Below are 15,431 nucleotides of genomic sequence, written 5' to 3'. Positions count from 1 at the left end.
ATATATAGAAAAAGGGGAAATTAGAATGTCATCAACTTCGCAATCTGCTGTAGGTTCATCCACTGATTCAGCAGCAGCACAACATGAGAAACCAAGTTTATTAAAACAATCAAAGGCAGTATGGGCTGTATTCTTTGCAAGTATTATTGCATTTATGGGTCTTGGACTAGTTGACCCCATTTTACCGGCGATTGCCAAAAACTTAGAGGCAACACCTAGTCAGGTAACATTATTATTCACCAGTTATAATGCTGTCATGGCACTAGCCATGCTCATTACAGGTGCAATTTCATCAAGGATTGGCATTAAATGGACATTGCTAACCGGCATTGTCATTATTGCTGTTTTTTCTTGTCTTGGCGGCTTATCCAACGGAATCTGGGCGCTTGTAGGTTTGCGCGGAGGCTGGGGCTTAGGAAATGCTCTATTTGTAGCCACAGCCTTGGCAGCGATTGTTTCTTTATCAAAAAGCGGGACAGCAAAAGCTATCGTATTATATGAGGCAGCGGTTGGACTCGGCATTTCAGTCGGTCCCTTGCTTGGCGGTCAGTTAGGCAGTATTTCCTGGAGAGGCCCATTTCTTGGTGTTGCTACTTTAATGGTGATCGCATTTATTGGACTTATTTTATTAATGCCAAACCAAAAGTCTCAGGGTATATCACAATCAAAAACTTCTTTACTCGACCCTTTCCGTGCTTTAAAACATCGTTCATTATTAACTTTTGGTATTTCAGCTGCATTATATAACTTTGGATTCTTTACATTACTTGCCTATGCTCCGTTTGTTTTAGGTTTAGATGAACTCGGGCTTGGCTATGTTTTTCTAGGCTGGGGTATCCTTCTGGCCATAACATCCGTGTTCATGGCACCCAAATTGCAACAATGGTTTGGTACCATTAAATCAATGTGTGCAATGTTAACGTTATTTGCTCTCATATTACTGTCCATGGGCATATGGACGAATACACAATGGGTTATTATTGTAGCGATTATATTAGCAGGTGCCGTGTTAGGTAATAATAATACATTGATTACGACGGCTGTAATGAATTCGGCTCCGATTGCACGTTCTACTGCATCCGCCGCCTATAGTTTTCTACGTTTCATTGGCGGAGCCATTGCCCCTTATTTGGCAGGTAAATTAGCGGAATGGTTTAACCCACATGTCCCGTTTATCGTTGGAGCGGCATTTGTGCTTCTTTCTGTCGGATTTATATTAATGAACTCCCATCATGTTAGCCATGTTGATCAGGTAGAAGCCGGGCATTAAAAACCATGAAATTAGGGATTTGCTAATAAGCAAATCCCTTTTTATATATTTTATAGTTTTCTTCTAAATACTTTGAAGTCAAAGATTTCAGGGTGGAAATATTCCTGTGACCAAAGAATTGGCTCATTGCCAGCGCTATAGCCAATTTCATCTAGGAAAAGCAGCAAGTCACCTTCCTCCATCTGAAAAATAGCTGCCAAATGAGCATCTGCTTTAGCCGGTTTCACTTGGGATAGATCTGATTCAATTTGATTTGAACACTTTTCTTTCATAAATTCAAAAATTGATCCTTCAAAATCACGGATATCATATGGAGCGCTTATCAGTTTTAAAGGTATTTTATCTATTATATGGACAGCGGGATTTCCATCCGCATAAATAACCGTTTCAACCTGAAGTATTTCTTCATTAGGATTTATTTTTAAGAGCTTCGCTACTTTTTCATCGGCCAGCAACTTTTCAAAATTGATTACTTCAATTTTGGGCTCATATCCTTTTTGTAATAATATATCCTTTATCTCCTGATCAATATCCAGTCGGACATCTGCTTCAAGAACGTGTTTATTAATAATCGTACCAATTCCCCTTTTCCTGCTGATAAAACCTTTTGATTCCAAATCTGCAAGAACATCTCTAATTACAGTCCTGCTTACGCCTAGGCTTGCAGCAAGATCTGATTCAGGGGGAAGACGATCTTTACCGATTTCTGTTAATTGTTTAATAAGCTGAATAACGGCTCTTTTGACTTTTTCAAAAAGTTGCTCATTATCAATTTTGATATATATTCCTTTATCCATTCTACCAATTCCTTCTATGGATGTTTTCAAAATTAGGCAAAATGATCAGAGAAATTTATCTTATTCATCCATAAGATCATTCTACTGGCATAAATACCCACGGTTATTTAATCATAATCAATTCTGCATGGTTTCGCAAGAATTTCACTATGCACAAAAAGACTTACAGATTATATTGTAAGTCTTTTTCCTTAAAAAATTTTTAAACAAGAATTGGCGCAGATTTAAGCGTCACAACAGTCCCTGCTCTTCCTTCTATGGCATTTAGTGCTTGACCTAAGGAAGTAATGATGGTTTTACGCTCTGGATTCGTTTCCGCAAAATGAATGGCTGCTTCTACTTTTGGCAGCATACTCCCCGCTGCAAACTGCCCATTATCAATATATGCCTTTAGTTCATCAACACTTACTTCGGTTAACATTTTTTGTGTGGGCTGTTTATAATCGATAAAAACATTGTCAACTCCTGTGAGAATTAATAACGCATCAGCCTCTACAAGTTCCGCCAGCTTTTCTGATGCGAAATCCTTATCTATTACTGCTTCTACCCCAACGAGACCATGACTTGTCTCTATTACCGGAATTCCGCCGCCGCCAACCGAGATAACAATATTTCCTTGTTCAACAAGCGTGTTAATGACTGCATGCTCATGAATACTAATCGGTTTTGGTGAAGGAACCACTCTCCGCCAGCCGCGACCAGCATCTTCTTTAAAACATATATTCATTTCATCCATGATTTTCATGGCCTCTTCTTCACTGTAAAAAGGCCCAATTGGTTTTGTTGGATTTAAAAAGGCAGGATCGTATGGATCCACCACTACTCGTGTTACAACCGTAACTACGTTTTTCTCAATCCCGCGCTCTCTTAAAGCTTTGTCCATTGCATTTTGCATCCAATAGCCAATCATTCCCTGGCTCATTGCTCCACAGGTGTCAAGGGGCATGGCTGGGTTTTTTAGGGAATCCGCTGCTTTTTGTTGAAGCAATATATTTCCAACTTGTGGCCCATTGCCATGTGATATGATAATATCCATTCCTTTTTCTATTAGATCCACCAGTTGTACAGCTGTTTTTTCAAGCTCTTTCTGTTGTGCCTCTGCTGTTGCATCACCTGTTTGAATGGCATTTCCTCCTAATGCTATGACCACCTTTTGTTTCAGCATTTAAACCGCCTCATTTCACAATTAGTAATTATTGAGTGAACTACTCCGCAATCATTTCGATTTATTTCCTGCAGGAACCAATGTTAGTGGCATTCCATTCAACCTCCATATTCACTAAATGATTCATCCATCACGTATAAAAAACATTTGAAGAAGTTCTACCATTAGAATAATATATCTATTTTTAAATACAATACGTATTAAGTATTACCTAATACTTTTTCGTTATTTTGTCAATTTTTAGCCACTATCTGTTCACAAAGAAAATTCACCGACTGGCAAGCCTGTTAGGACAAAGACAGAGGCGTAGTTCGCCTGTAAGGCTAATGCTCACGCAGCATTCCTTCGTGCACTTATGCCTGATAGAAACGTTGGCTTTGCTATCGGCCAAAAAAAAGCAGTGAACAGATAGGTTCTGTTCACTGCTTAAGAATTGTTTCGTTTATACTACATAACTTTGATTTAACCAATTGGAATTTTATATTTCTTCATAAAGGAATATCCTCTTCTGTTGCCCTCCTGGTTACTATTTCCTCGATGATCTGATGCTTGCATAATGGTCCAGTATGGCTAATGGATTGTCCTTTTTTTTGACGTAATCTGACACTTTTGTCTATTTCGCTTAGTAGCAAACCGGGGAATAACAGATATGGGACGACGATTACTCTTCCCGGTGTATGTTGAGACACACTCTCCAAACTATCGGCAAAGGCTGGTTCTGAAGCTGCTAAGTAGCATACTGTTATTTGTTTTGAATTAATCCGTTCTCCAATTCCAACAGCAATCTCTTTGAATGCATGTTGAATAGCGGGATCACTGCTGCCTCTTCCTACGATTAGAACAGAGTCAAGTTCGGTCAGACTGTGGGCTTCGTTCTTAATTAGTTCACTTACGCCATCAAGAATTTGCTCCTGCACGCCAAAAGGATCCTTTACTTCTATTTGTATATGTGGATACTTTTCCTTAAGCCCAGAAAGTGCCAATGGGATATCCTCTTTGATATGCCCCGCAGCTAAAAGAAATAGGGGAACAATCGTTATGATTGTTGCCCCCCTTTCGACACATCGTTGAAAGCCCTCTTCAATTGAAGGGGAAGTCAGTTCCAAGAAACAGAGCTCCTGAATTGGCACATTAATTTGGCTCATTATATTATTAATAAAAGCCCTCACTTCTTCCGCTCCTTTTTTAGAACGGGTACCATGGCCAATATAAAGAATCCCTTTCATTCCTGTTGCCCCTTTCAACGTTGAACAATTGATATTTGTTCTTATACTATCACATCTATTCCATTCATCCCATTAAATTCTTTTGGGAATCATGAAATCACATTTTAAAGAATATTTTTGTCCCTTAAATAATTTAATACTTGCTCTACTGCTTCTTCAACTGTTACTGATCCTGATTGGATCGTAATCTCCGGATTTTCTGGCGCCTCATAAGGAGAATCAATTCCTGTAAAGTCTTTGATTTCCCCGCGGCGTGCTTTTGCATATAACTGTTTCGGGTCGCGGCGTTCGCATTCCTCTAGCGGACAATCGATAAAAACCTCGATGAATTCACCTTCTTCAAAAAGTGATCGTACTAGATCTCGATCCGATCGAAACGGAGAAATAAATGCTGTGGTTACAATTTTTCCGCTATCAACGAAAAGTTTTGCCACTTCTCCAATTCGTCTTATATTTTCTGAACGATCATAATCTGAAAATCCAAGGTCTTTATTTAAGCCGTGGCGAATATTGTCACCATCCAACACATATTCATTGATCCCTTGACGAAACAATTCATAAGAAACGGCGTTGGCAATCGTTGATTTCCCTGATCCTGAAAGACCGGTAAACCATAGTGTGCAGCTTCCGTGTCCGTTTTGACTGCGCCGATCATGTTTTGAAATTGATGTATGATGCCATGTAATATTGGTAGATTTTGTCATGCCATTTACCCCTTATACTGTTGTTTTTTCACGTAGACCTTCGATCAGTACTTCAACAACTTCTTTTCTGCTGAAAGTAGATGGCGGAAGTACTCCAGAACGCAGCATTTCCCTCACTTTTGTACCTGAAAGGATGACTCTGTCCTCTTTTCCATGCGGACAAGTCTTGTCAGAGGCCATTCCTTCACATTTCGTGCAATAGAAGCTATGTTCAAAGAACAATGGCTTAATTCCTAGCTCTTCTTCTGTAAATTCGCTGAAAATATACTGTGCATCGTATGTTCCATAGTAATTGCCGACTCCAGCATGATCCCTGCCGACAATAAAGTGTGTGCAGCCATAATTTTTACGTGCAAGGGCATGGAATATAGCTTCCCTTGGTCCCGCATATCTCATAGCAGCAGGGTGTACACCCAATTGAACACGTTCTTTCGGATAATAGTTTTCTAATAAAACCCTATAGCTTTTTAGGCGGACATCTGCAGGTACATCGTCAGACTTTGTTTCACCGACTAATGGATTAACGAACAGCCCATCAACTGTTTCCAGTGCCGCTTTCTGAATGTATTCATGCGCCCGGTGAATCGGATTTCTCGTTTGGAAACCGACAACGGTCTTCCAGCCCTTTTCTTCAAATAATGCACGGGTTTCTTTCGGTTCAAACCACACATCATCAAACACGCCTTTTTCAGGCTTTTTCACAAGGATGATATCTCCGGCAACATATACTGGGCCTCTTTCGAAAAGCCTTTTAACACCCGGATGGGCAGTTTCATCTGTTTTATAAACCTCAAGTGCCTCTTTAGTCAAGTCTGGCTCATACCATTCAGATACCTTAATGACACCATATAATACATTATTATGTTTAAGTTTAACTTCTTCGCCAACAGTTAGTGTTTCGGCAGTTTCATATGATACAGGAAGTGTAACAGGGATGGACCAAATCGTGTTGTCAGCCAATCTCATTTTACTAACTACAGATTCATAGTCTTCTTTCCCAAGGAATCCAGTTAATGGACTGAATACTCCGACCCCCATTAATTCCAGGTCACTTAATGCAATGGCATCAATTTCCCATTCTTTTTCAATATGGCTTACATCATATTCAGGTTTATATGCTTGAATTAGTTTTCCACCATGAGGTGTAGGTAAAAATGACATTTAAAATCAACCTTTCTTCCACAAAAAAATTTAGAGTAATATGTTTGTTTCGACTTTTACAAAATGAATGGCAGTTCCGTTTATTTCACGTGCAGTCCGCATTCTGTTTTTCCGCTGCCAGACCAGCGGCCAGCACGGGTGTCTTCACCATTTAAAACTGCCTGTGTACAAGGAAAACAGCCAATGCTTGGATAGTTTTGATCATGTAATTGGTTATATGGAAGGTCATTCTGACGAATGTATGACCACACCTCATCCCATGTCCAATGAATTAATGGGCATATTTTAACATTTTTAAATTTTTCGTCTTTGTTTACGAATTCCGTATCTTTCCTAGTCACCGATTGATCTCTTCGTAATCCGGAGATCCAAGCCTCTTTTGCTGTAAGGGTCTCCTGTAATGGAATAACTTTTCTAATTTGACAGCATTGGTTTGGATCTCTTTTCCACAATGCTGAACCATATTGTGCAGCCTGCTCATCCAAAGTTAATGCCGGTTTTTTTCTTTCAATCCTTAACTCAGGAAATCGTTTTTCAATTTTATCGATAACTTCATAGGTTTCTAGAAAATGCAAATCTGTATCTAAAAATACGATTTGAGCATCTTTTTTCACCTTGTATATAAGATCGATTAAAACAATGGCTTCAGCGCCAAAGCTTGATGAATATACAATTTTTTCATCTGGATAATTCTTATAAGCCCAATCTAATACTTCTAAAGCACCTTTCGTATCATTATCAACGGAAAAAGATTCCGAAATAGCACTCCAATTTTCATATGTTACGCTGCTAGTCATATAGATTAGCCTCCTCTCTCCATTAAAAAGACTGTTCTCTTCCAATAAAGCTTAATTGATGAAATTAATCCTATTATACCCATAGGGATTTGTCAATATGATTTACCTAAATTTTTTAACTATTTTAATTTTAATGGAACTGCACACCTTCATTTTTTCGGAATGACACCATCTACTTTATTAGATACACACAAAAGTCCAAGCTGTTTTTCAGTTATTGCATAGCATATCCTAAGAAAACGAAAGGGGTAATTTTATGGTTCGAATTATTGATTATCAAGCAACTGAACCCATCAGAAGAGTGAATCAGTTCCGTCCCATTCTTATTCCACATACACCAGGAAACCTTGTTCTCGCATCGATAAACTTGCAGATTCCAAGAAGGAATGCCAATAATAATCAGGTGGAATTAGTTGCAACAGTTGGTGTTCGCGGTGTTCGCGGCACTTCGCAACTATTATTTAAGATTTTCCAAGACGGAAGAGAAATTTTTAGAACGCAAGAAGGTGTAGAAGCTGATCCTGGCTCAGAGCTCAACTATACCGTTACATTTCAAGCAATTGAAAAAAATATTGGTGCCGGAACACATCTTTTTCAAGTGACTGTCCAAAATATCACAGCTGGCACAGAAGCCGCAGTAGTTGGTCCAATATCTTTTAGTGGTTTAGCAGTCGACACAAGTGACGATCCTCCGCAGGATCGTGATCAGGACCGTGATCGTGATCGAAACAGAACTCAAGGCAGAGATCGGAACAGAACTCAAAGACGTGAATCGCGATATTGATTCTTTCATTTTGACCTTTGGTATATTTTCAAATTATTCAAAAAGCTGACATGGAAGCATGTCGCTTTTTTCTTTTTTGTCTTTTTTATTGGCTAATTTTTAGCACGTTGTTGTTTACTTCACTAGCACTTGGAACGGAAATCAACAGCAAAGTTAAACGAAAGCTTAGTATAAATGAAATCATTGAGAAAACACTATACTAAAAACTTTTACGTGATAAGGAGTTTTTTCAATGGATCATGAAATGACTTATGGAAGTGATTATAAATATATTCCGGCTACTTCCATCGGCAGCGGTGTAGGAATGAATGTGCTTCCGGATGTCTATTGCTATACGATTCAAATTGTGAATATCTGTTTAGTAGGCCATCCAGATGGGAGTGATTTTGTTTTGGTCGATACTGGAATGCCGAACTCAGCTAACGAGATCATTTCAGTGGTAGAGGATCGCTTCGGGATTAACAGCCGGCCAAGGGCTATCTTGTTAACTCATGGCCATTTTGATCACGTGGGATCTATTATTGAATTGGTGAATCATTGGAATATTCCAGTTTACGCCCACGAATTGGAACTACCGTATCTTACAGGAAAAAGGAGCTATCCAAAACCAGATCCTACGGTTGAGGGGGGGATGGTTGCAAAATTGTCTTCATTATTTCCGAATGAACCAATAGATTTGGGAAGTCATGTTAAATTGCTTCCCTCAAATGGCAATGTTCCATTCCTGCCTGAATTTCGCTGGATTCACACTCCTGGTCATACACCAGGACATGTTTCATTTTTCAGAGAAACAGACCGACTACTAATTGCTGGCGATGCTTTTATTACTGTTAGACAGGATGCCTTACTGAAAGTCATATCCCAGGAGCAAGAAATTAGCGGCCCGCCGAGATATTTTACAACTGACTGGGGACAAGCATGGGAATCCGTTAAAAAGTTGGCAGCTCTAAACCCTGAAGAGGCAGTAACAGGTCATGGATTACCGATCTCAGGCCCACTACTCACAAACGGCTTACAAAAATTAGCAGCTGAATTCAACCATTTGGCTATTCCTGATTATGGAAGGTATGTAAACAAAAATTCACATTAAAAAAAGTGGTGTCAGGCACCGAATAATTTGGTGCCTGACGCCACTTTTTTAATAAGCGCTATACCATGACTTTGCAAATATTATTGGTAAATTCAACTGGGTCTTCGATTGGCAGTCCTTCAATTAATAGTGACTGATTATATAGAAGGGTGGTGTATAATGCTAGTTTTTCTTTGTCGGTTGATAATGCTTCTGTTAAGGCTTGGAACACATCATGATGAACATTTATTTCTAATATTTTGTCGGCTTTGACGTTCTGATTGTTCGGCATAGCGTTTAATACTTTTTCCATTTCAATTGATACGGCCCCATCTGTTGTTAAGCATACTGGGTGTGTTTTTAAACGCTTAGATGCTCTTACATCTTTTACTTTATCTGCAAGAATACTCTTCATTTGTTCAAAAAGGTCTTTGTGCTCTTCTTCAGAAGTGGCGTCGTTACCTTGACTATCATCTGAATCAATCCCTAAATCGCCACTTGATACTGATTTGAATTCTTTTTCTTTGTAGCTCATCAACATTCTAATGGCGAATTCATCGATATCATCTGTAAAGTAAAGGATCTCATAGCCTTTATCGGCAATTATTTCTGTTTGAGGGAGTTTTTCAATTCTTTCGTTGCTCTCCCCTGTAGCGTAATAAATATATTTTTGATCCTCTGGCATTCTTGATACATACTCTTCCAAAGTGACAAGCTTTTTCTCTTTTGAAGAATAGAACATTAAGAGATCTTGTAATTCCTCTTTATGAGCTCCAAAGTCACTATAAACCCCATATTTTAATTGTCTGCCGAATGATTGATAAAATTGGATATATTGATCCCGTTCATTTTTTAACAAGCCCTGCAATTCACTTTTTATTTTTTTATTAATGTTTTTGGCAATAAGCTTTAGTTGTCTGTCATGCTGCAGCATTTCTCTTGAAATATTAAGTGAAAGATCCTCTGAATCGACCATACCTTTCACAAAGCTGAAATAATCAGGAAGCAGATCTGCGCATTTATTCATAATTAAGACACCACTTGAATAAAGCTCTAAACCCTTTTCATATTCTGGAGAATAGTAATCAAATGGCATTTTCTCTGGTATATATAAAATGGCATTGTATCTGATGGCACCGTCGACACTAATATGGATATGCTTTAATGGTTTGTCAAAACCGTAGTGCTTTTCCTGATAGAAATGATTATAATCCTCCGCTGACAGTTCGCTTTTATTCTTCCGCCAAATCGGAACCATGCTATTAATCGTCTGTTCTTCCTTGTATTCCTCGTATTCGTTCTCACTACCAGCTTTTAATCTACTTTTTGTTACATTCATTTTAATTGGATAACGAATAAAATCGGAATATTTTTTTATGATGGCTTTGAGACGATATTCTTCCAGGAATTCATCGAAGTTCTCGTCCTCAGTATTTTCTTTAATGGTTAAAATAATTTCAGTCCCAGCTGCTGCCTTTTCAGTTGGAACTATCGTATATCCTTCAGCACCTTTAGATTCCCATTTAAAGGCCTCTTCACTGCCATGTGCTTTACTGATCACTGTTACAACGTCTGCCACCATAAAAGCGGAATAAAAGCCAACACCAAATTGGCCAATAATGTCGTAGCCGTCTTTTAATTCATTTTCCGTTTTAAACGCTAAAGAACCGCTCTTTGCAATTGTACCCAAGTGGCTTTCAAGCTCTTCTTTTGCCATCCCAATACCAGTATCACTTATTTTTAAAAGGCGGTGATCTTTGTCAGCCTCTACTTTTATGTAGTAATCGTCCTTTTCGAACGTTAACGAGTCGTCTGTTAACGCTTTGTAATATATTTTATCGATTGCATCACTTGCATTTGAAATTAACTCACGCAAAAAGATTTCTCGATGAGTATAAATGGAATGGATCATCATGTCTAATAATCGTTTTGATTCTGCTTTAAATTGTTTCGTTTCCATCCAAACCTCTCCTTTCATCATTCCAAAATGTTTACACCAGTTGATTAGCACTCTCTAAATAAGAGTGCTAATCAATAATTTAATATCATAAAATAATGGATCAGTCAAATGAAATCTCAAAGATTTTCTTATTTTTTGCCATGCTGTTACTTTTAAAATTCATCAGTCACAACCTTGTCTTCCATCCAACATAAAAGAAAGCGAACGGTGTCAGGCACTGTTCGCTCTGATGTCATAAAGGCAATGTCACGGTTACGGTTGTTCCATTTCCGCCGCAGGAAAAGTCGATCGCGCCGTTATGATTTTGAATGATTTGCATACATATCATCAGTCCCAAGCCTGTCCCATTTTCTTTTGTGGTAAAAAAAGGCTGACCAATCTTTTCGATATGCTCTTTGGGGATCCCGATGCCCTGATCGATACAACGAATTTGAATGCTTTTTTGGCCTGTAGCTTCAACTTCCAAAATAATGTTCCCGCCATTAGGCATCGCTTCTATTGAGTTTTTCAGCAGATTGATAAATACCTGCTTTAGCTGATTTTCATCAAATAGAAGAAGAGGAAGCTCGATTTCAGATTCACAGGTGATGATAATCTCAATATTTTTCAGAACTGCTTGTGTATCAATTAGAGCTTTGACACCTTCTAGAAGGCCCAGGATATTTCTTTTTTTAAATTCTCGTTCATGCGGCCGTGAAAGAATTAATAATTCTGTAAGGATCAGCTCAATTCTATTTATTTCTGAATTAATGATCTCTAAATAAGAGGAAGTATCGCCATCATTACCCTCCATTAATTTCAAAAACCCTTTAATAGAAGTTAATGGATTCCTAATTTCGTGCGCAATTCCGGCTGCCAGCTGACCGGCTGCAGACAACTTTTCTGATTGCAAGATCATGGCGTGATAATCTTCTTCTCGTTGCTTATTTTCTTCTTCTGCTACCTTTAACAGTTGTCTGCTTCGTTTTATTTCGGTTATATCTCTCGCTATTCCATAAAGTCCAACAATTTCATCATCTAAAACAATCGGATAATTGGTAATATTAACATCTAGAATATCACCGTTTTTATGAATGATTTGACAATCAAAATTCTGAAGTGTCCCTTCAAGGGATTTGTAGAAAAAGGAGAGTGCTCGTTCCAGATGATCCAATGTAACGACCTTCATATAACTCATTTTCGAAAAATGCTCCGAATCATAACCAAATAAAGTCTCGCAGGCAGGATTTAAAGGTATAAAATAACCGTCTAAATCTAATGCATAGATAGCATCCGAGTCACAGGCAAACAGGGATTTGTAGTTTGTTAAACTTTCGGTAAGATGATTTTCTAATAATAAGCGCTTTTCCTTTTTAATCCTTGATATCGAACTATGCATCTCTCTCGACAAATTCCTTTCTTACTTATACATGTTTCATGTGTATTTGGCCAAAAAAATCAGTGATTTTTGTCTAATTTTGTATGAGGATTTTCCTAAAATAATAGTAAACTAAATTGAAAGATTTTACAATAAACTTATGTTTTCCAATATCTTGACCTTAGCATAAATTTCCTCATATTCCATTTTTCAACTTCATAGAATGGACAAGGAAGGGTTAAAGGGGGAATGGTTTTGAGGATAATGAATTACAGTTTTTGTTTCATCTCCATTTCGTAATGAAAAAAAAATTGTTAACCTATACATGTTTATTTGTTGGGGCAATATTACAAGGATTATCCATGTCCCTATTCTTGTTTCCCCACTCCATTCCTTCCGGCGGAGCAGCAGGATTGGCCATTTTAATGAATCATTGGTTTCATTCGTCTCTTGGCTTTTCACTTTGGCTCGCCAATATCGTTTTTTTACTATTTGCATTGAAATATTTTGGCTTTACATGGACGATTCGAACCATTCTTTCTGTAGCTACAACTTCCACAACAGTCAGTTTCGCAACATCACATCTTCCACATCCGCATGTTCACATATTGCTGGATATTGTCGCCGGGTCACTGTTTTTCGGTATCGGGGTTGGTTTATTAATACGCTCAGGTGCCTCCAGCGGTGGAATGGTCATTCCAGCATTAATGATTGCATCCTATAAAAAATGGAGCCCCGGAAAAGTTATGATGGGGATTAATCTTTTCATTTTTTTATTAACAGCTTTAGTGGTAGATTATAAAATTGTCGGTTACGCAGTAATTTGTCAATTTTTCTCAACGAATATTATTGATTTTATTTACGAAATGGAATTTCATAAAATCAACCTATTATCAGCCAATTGGAGGAAAAGATAGAAGATCCTCATTCCTGGATCTTCTTTTCTTCTATTTTCAGGTCATGTCATATCGTAAATTATTTTACATGTAAGCCACATTCTGTTTTATTTATCCCTGCCCATCTTCCTTCACGGAGTGACCCGCTTTTGCCAACGACAGGCTGCGTACAAACGGCACAGCCAATGCTGGGATATCCATTATCATGTAAAGAATTATATGGGAGATGATTTAATTGGATATAGGCCCAAATATCATCCCAGCTCCAATGGATAAGCGGACAGATTTTGATTCGCTGAAATTTTTCATCTTTATTAATGAATTTTGTATTGGCTCTTTCTGCAGTTTGGTCTCTTCTTAATCCAGATATCCATGCTTTCACATCACGCAGTGCCTCTTTTAACGGGGCCACTTTCCGCATATGACAGCAAAGGTTTGGATTAAATTCCCAAAGATCCTCTCCATACCATTTCTCTTGCTGATCCAACGTTATATTTGGCTTAATATGTTCTATTTGTAATGATGGATATCGATTTCTCACTTTTTCTATTGTTTCATACGTTTCTGGAAAATGTAGCCCTGTATCAAGAAAAATAATTTTGGCATTTTTCTTGATCTTATTTATTAAATCAATCAGTACGATTCCCTCTGCGCCAAAACTGCAGGCGTATACAATTTCCTCTCCATACTCTTGAAAAGCCCATTTTAAAACATCTAAAAAATCAGCCCGATGATCAAATATTTCAGCCGCTTTTACCTGATCCCAATTGTCGTAAGTTAACATATCTGACAAAAGCCCGCCTCCCCGCTTCTACTTTTCTAGGTCTGAATTCCAAATAATGGTCGTACATTCATTATTGTTGAAAAGTATTTTATTCATATGATTAATATCACCATACTGAAGATAGGAAAGAATTCCTCTGATCCATGCTCCATGGCCAAAAACAAGAATATTCCGGAAATCTTTATACTTTTTCAAAAATAAAATCAGACGCTTTTCAAAATCCTTTAAACTTTCCCCTAGAACGAGCTCCTTTGGTTGATGGATCCACATCTCTCCAAGGTTTTGAACTAATTCTTTCTTGGGAGAACCTTCATATGGTCCGAAATCCAATTCATCTAACAAGCATTCTGTTTCACCTTTGTACCCATACAGATGAGCGGTTTGGTGGGTGCGTTTTAATGTACTAACAAGAACGATGTCAAATGGTGACAATTGACGAAGGATTTCTTTATTGGTATCAATTCCTTTTTGAATTTCTTCGGAAACATCAGTTAGTCCAATGTCCTTTCTCCCTTGCAGCCAAGTCTTTTTATTCCATTCCGTTGGCAAATGTCTAATTAAGGTAACTTGCATTCCTGTTCCTCCAAGAAAAATGTCTCACATCTTAACCCACAACGCTGTGCTTCAAGGGTTAAAACATCGTGAACTTTAACATTTCCCAAGTTTACGTTTGGCCCGACTTCCTTAATGAAGTACATTTGTTGTTTTGGAGATGGAGCTTCAAAAATAATTTTATTAACATCCACATCCTGACATAATGAATAGATTAATTCACATTTTACCTCACCGTTTTGCTCATAAATTCCAGATGTGCCTGAATCCCTGCCCTCTGTAATCACATAATCACAGCCTGCCTCAAGTAATTGCTGAATTTCCGATCTCCATTCATCAATTGACATTAACTTGTTTGTATCCTTTGAACCTACCTCCGCCATCACATGAAAATGATTTTTCAAAAACGAAATAAGCTGGAGACGCTCCTTAATCGGTATATCCAATGTCCCGCTGGAAACCTCAACCCATTCAATTCCTAATCCATGTAAATAAGTGATATATTCATGGATCTTATTCTGGTGGTAGCATTTCTCAAATAAAGTCCCTCCGCAATATGGCTTAATGTCATATTCCTTATAAAGATCCACTTTTTTATGCAGGTTAGGAGTAACATAAGCTGTTCCAATTCCGATTTTGGCAATATCGATAATATGATGGTAATCCGTTAAAATGTTTTTTAATTCTCCCAACGGGGTCCCAAAATCGGCGATGGAGGTCAAGCCATATGTTCTATTTCCTGAAGTTCTTTGCGGCAATGATAAAAATTCCATAGGAAAAACGCCTCCTCTTTTTTTCTAGGATAGACTATTCAAAAACTGGGTGAATGTGTAGATATTGGGCTGTTCCCTTTTGAAATAGGCATTAGCCCGTATAAACTATTGCCCTAATTCAAACAATAGGAAAAGC

Annotated in this window: 14 protein-coding genes and 1 pseudogene; 4 read left to right on the top strand and 11 right to left on the bottom strand. The window is 38.0% G+C overall.

The window, feature by feature from the left end; genetic code table 11:
- Nucleotides 1–25 precede the first annotated feature (25 nt).
- A complete protein-coding gene (locus HPT25_RS17885) occupies nt 26–1,270 on the top strand; it encodes an MFS transporter (protein WP_173067157.1) in 1,245 nt (414 codons plus the stop codon).
- A 50-nt stretch (nt 1,271–1,320) separates the two neighbouring features.
- Here the strand turns inward: HPT25_RS17885 and HPT25_RS17880 are convergent, their stop codons facing one another.
- The 6 genes from HPT25_RS17880 to HPT25_RS17855 form a co-directional block, all read right to left on the bottom strand.
- The gene (locus HPT25_RS17880; RefSeq protein WP_173067154.1) at nt 1,321–2,067 is read right to left on the bottom strand and encodes a GntR family transcriptional regulator; all 747 of its coding nucleotides are present in this window, start codon (nt 2,065–2,067) and stop codon (nt 1,321–1,323) included.
- A 202-nt stretch (nt 2,068–2,269) separates the two neighbouring features.
- Complete coding sequence (gene arcC, locus HPT25_RS17875) at nt 2,270–3,232, bottom strand: carbamate kinase (protein ID WP_173067151.1); 963 nt, start codon at nt 3,230–3,232, stop codon at nt 2,270–2,272.
- Nucleotides 3,233–3,720: 488 nt separating this feature from the next.
- Nucleotides 3,721–4,458: a sirohydrochlorin chelatase gene (locus tag HPT25_RS17870; protein WP_173067148.1), complete on the bottom strand. Its 738-nt coding sequence runs from the start codon at nt 4,456–4,458 to the stop codon at nt 3,721–3,723.
- A 104-nt stretch (nt 4,459–4,562) separates the two neighbouring features.
- Complete coding sequence (gene cysC, locus HPT25_RS17865) at nt 4,563–5,162, bottom strand: adenylyl-sulfate kinase (protein ID WP_173067145.1); 600 nt, start codon at nt 5,160–5,162, stop codon at nt 4,563–4,565.
- A 12-nt stretch (nt 5,163–5,174) separates the two neighbouring features.
- Nucleotides 5,175–6,323: a sulfate adenylyltransferase gene (gene sat, locus HPT25_RS17860; RefSeq protein ID WP_173067142.1), complete on the bottom strand. Its 1,149-nt coding sequence runs from the start codon at nt 6,321–6,323 to the stop codon at nt 5,175–5,177.
- Between the two features lie 80 nt (nt 6,324–6,403).
- Entirely contained in the window at nt 6,404–7,120 is a 717-nt protein-coding gene (locus HPT25_RS17855; protein ID WP_173067139.1) for a phosphoadenylyl-sulfate reductase, read from the bottom strand.
- A gap of 256 nt (nt 7,121–7,376) precedes the next feature.
- Between HPT25_RS17855 and HPT25_RS17850 the strand changes: the two are divergent.
- Both HPT25_RS17850 and HPT25_RS17845 read left to right on the top strand, forming a co-directional pair.
- Nucleotides 7,377–7,793 (top strand): annotated as a pseudogene (locus tag HPT25_RS17850) (exosporium protein C); the annotation flags it as partial.
- A 343-nt stretch (nt 7,794–8,136) separates the two neighbouring features.
- A complete protein-coding gene (locus HPT25_RS17845) occupies nt 8,137–8,994 on the top strand; it encodes an MBL fold metallo-hydrolase (protein WP_173067136.1) in 858 nt (285 codons plus the stop codon).
- Between the two features lie 58 nt (nt 8,995–9,052).
- On the opposite strand, the gene htpG is transcribed toward HPT25_RS17845, so the two are convergent.
- Together htpG and HPT25_RS17835 are read right to left on the bottom strand one after the other, a co-directional pair.
- Nucleotides 9,053–10,933 carry a molecular chaperone HtpG gene (gene htpG, locus HPT25_RS17840; RefSeq protein WP_173067133.1) on the bottom strand — a complete coding sequence of 627 codons (1,881 nt, stop codon included), beginning with the start codon at nt 10,931–10,933 and terminating at the stop codon, nt 9,053–9,055.
- A 232-nt stretch (nt 10,934–11,165) separates the two neighbouring features.
- Nucleotides 11,166–12,311 carry an ATP-binding protein gene (locus HPT25_RS17835; RefSeq protein ID WP_173067130.1) on the bottom strand — a complete coding sequence of 382 codons (1,146 nt, stop codon included), beginning with the start codon at nt 12,309–12,311 and terminating at the stop codon, nt 11,166–11,168.
- Nucleotides 12,312–12,589: 278 nt separating this feature from the next.
- Between HPT25_RS17835 and HPT25_RS17830 the strand changes: the two genes are divergently transcribed.
- Entirely contained in the window at nt 12,590–13,207 is a 618-nt protein-coding gene (locus HPT25_RS17830; protein WP_173071242.1) for a YitT family protein, read from the top strand.
- Between the two features lie 58 nt (nt 13,208–13,265).
- On the opposite strand, the gene HPT25_RS17825 is transcribed toward HPT25_RS17830, so the two are convergent.
- The 3 genes from HPT25_RS17825 to HPT25_RS17815 are packed head-to-tail and all read right to left on the bottom strand — an operon-like array spanning nt 13,266 to nt 15,295.
- On the bottom strand, nt 13,266–13,979 hold the full coding sequence (locus HPT25_RS17825; protein ID WP_246277217.1) for a phosphoadenylyl-sulfate reductase: 714 nt from the start codon (nt 13,977–13,979) through the stop codon (nt 13,266–13,268).
- 18 nt (nt 13,980–13,997) lie between these two features.
- On the bottom strand, nt 13,998–14,543 hold the full coding sequence (locus HPT25_RS17820) for a histidine phosphatase family protein (RefSeq protein ID WP_173067127.1): 546 nt from the start codon (nt 14,541–14,543) through the stop codon (nt 13,998–14,000).
- On the bottom strand, nt 14,528–15,295 hold the full coding sequence (locus tag HPT25_RS17815) for a phosphosulfolactate synthase (protein WP_173067125.1): 768 nt from the start codon (nt 15,293–15,295) through the stop codon (nt 14,528–14,530). Before HPT25_RS17815 ends, HPT25_RS17820 begins: the two co-directional genes overlap by 16 nt.
- Between the last annotated feature and the right edge of the window lie 136 nt (nt 15,296–15,431).

Source organism: Neobacillus endophyticus, assembly GCF_013248975.1.
GTDB classification, from domain to species: Bacteria; Bacillota; Bacilli; order Bacillales; family Cytobacillaceae; genus Neobacillus; species Neobacillus endophyticus.
The sequence above is the reverse complement of the archived record's forward strand: the minus strand, read 5'-3'. Positions and strand labels throughout refer to the sequence as shown.

What these genes read in the sequence shown, in the direction of transcription:
- HPT25_RS17885 (WP_173067157.1), top strand. Translation starts at nt 26, where the DNA reads ATGTCATCAACTTCGCAATCTGCTGTAGGTTCATCCACTGATTCAGCA.
- HPT25_RS17880 (WP_173067154.1), bottom strand. Translation starts at nt 2,067, where the DNA reads ATGGATAAAGGAATATATATCAAAATTGATAATGAGCAACTTTTTGAA.
- arcC (WP_173067151.1), bottom strand. Translation starts at nt 3,232, where the DNA reads ATGCTGAAACAAAAGGTGGTCATAGCATTAGGAGGAAATGCCATTCAA.
- HPT25_RS17870 (WP_173067148.1), bottom strand. Translation starts at nt 4,458, where the DNA reads ATGAAAGGGATTCTTTATATTGGCCATGGTACCCGTTCTAAAAAAGGA.
- cysC (WP_173067145.1), bottom strand. Translation starts at nt 5,162, where the DNA reads ATGACAAAATCTACCAATATTACATGGCATCATACATCAATTTCAAAA.
- sat (WP_173067142.1), bottom strand. Translation starts at nt 6,323, where the DNA reads ATGTCATTTTTACCTACACCTCATGGTGGAAAACTAATTCAAGCATAT.
- HPT25_RS17855 (WP_173067139.1), bottom strand. Translation starts at nt 7,120, where the DNA reads ATGACTAGCAGCGTAACATATGAAAATTGGAGTGCTATTTCGGAATCT.
- HPT25_RS17845 (WP_173067136.1), top strand. Translation starts at nt 8,137, where the DNA reads ATGGATCATGAAATGACTTATGGAAGTGATTATAAATATATTCCGGCT.
- htpG (WP_173067133.1), bottom strand. Translation starts at nt 10,933, where the DNA reads ATGGAAACGAAACAATTTAAAGCAGAATCAAAACGATTATTAGACATG.
- HPT25_RS17835 (WP_173067130.1), bottom strand. Translation starts at nt 12,311, where the DNA reads ATGCATAGTTCGATATCAAGGATTAAAAAGGAAAAGCGCTTATTATTA.
- HPT25_RS17830 (WP_173071242.1), top strand. Translation starts at nt 12,590, where the DNA reads ATGAAAAAAAAATTGTTAACCTATACATGTTTATTTGTTGGGGCAATA.
- HPT25_RS17820 (WP_173067127.1), bottom strand. Translation starts at nt 14,543, where the DNA reads ATGCAAGTTACCTTAATTAGACATTTGCCAACGGAATGGAATAAAAAG.
- HPT25_RS17815 (WP_173067125.1), bottom strand. Translation starts at nt 15,295, where the DNA reads ATGGAATTTTTATCATTGCCGCAAAGAACTTCAGGAAATAGAACATAT.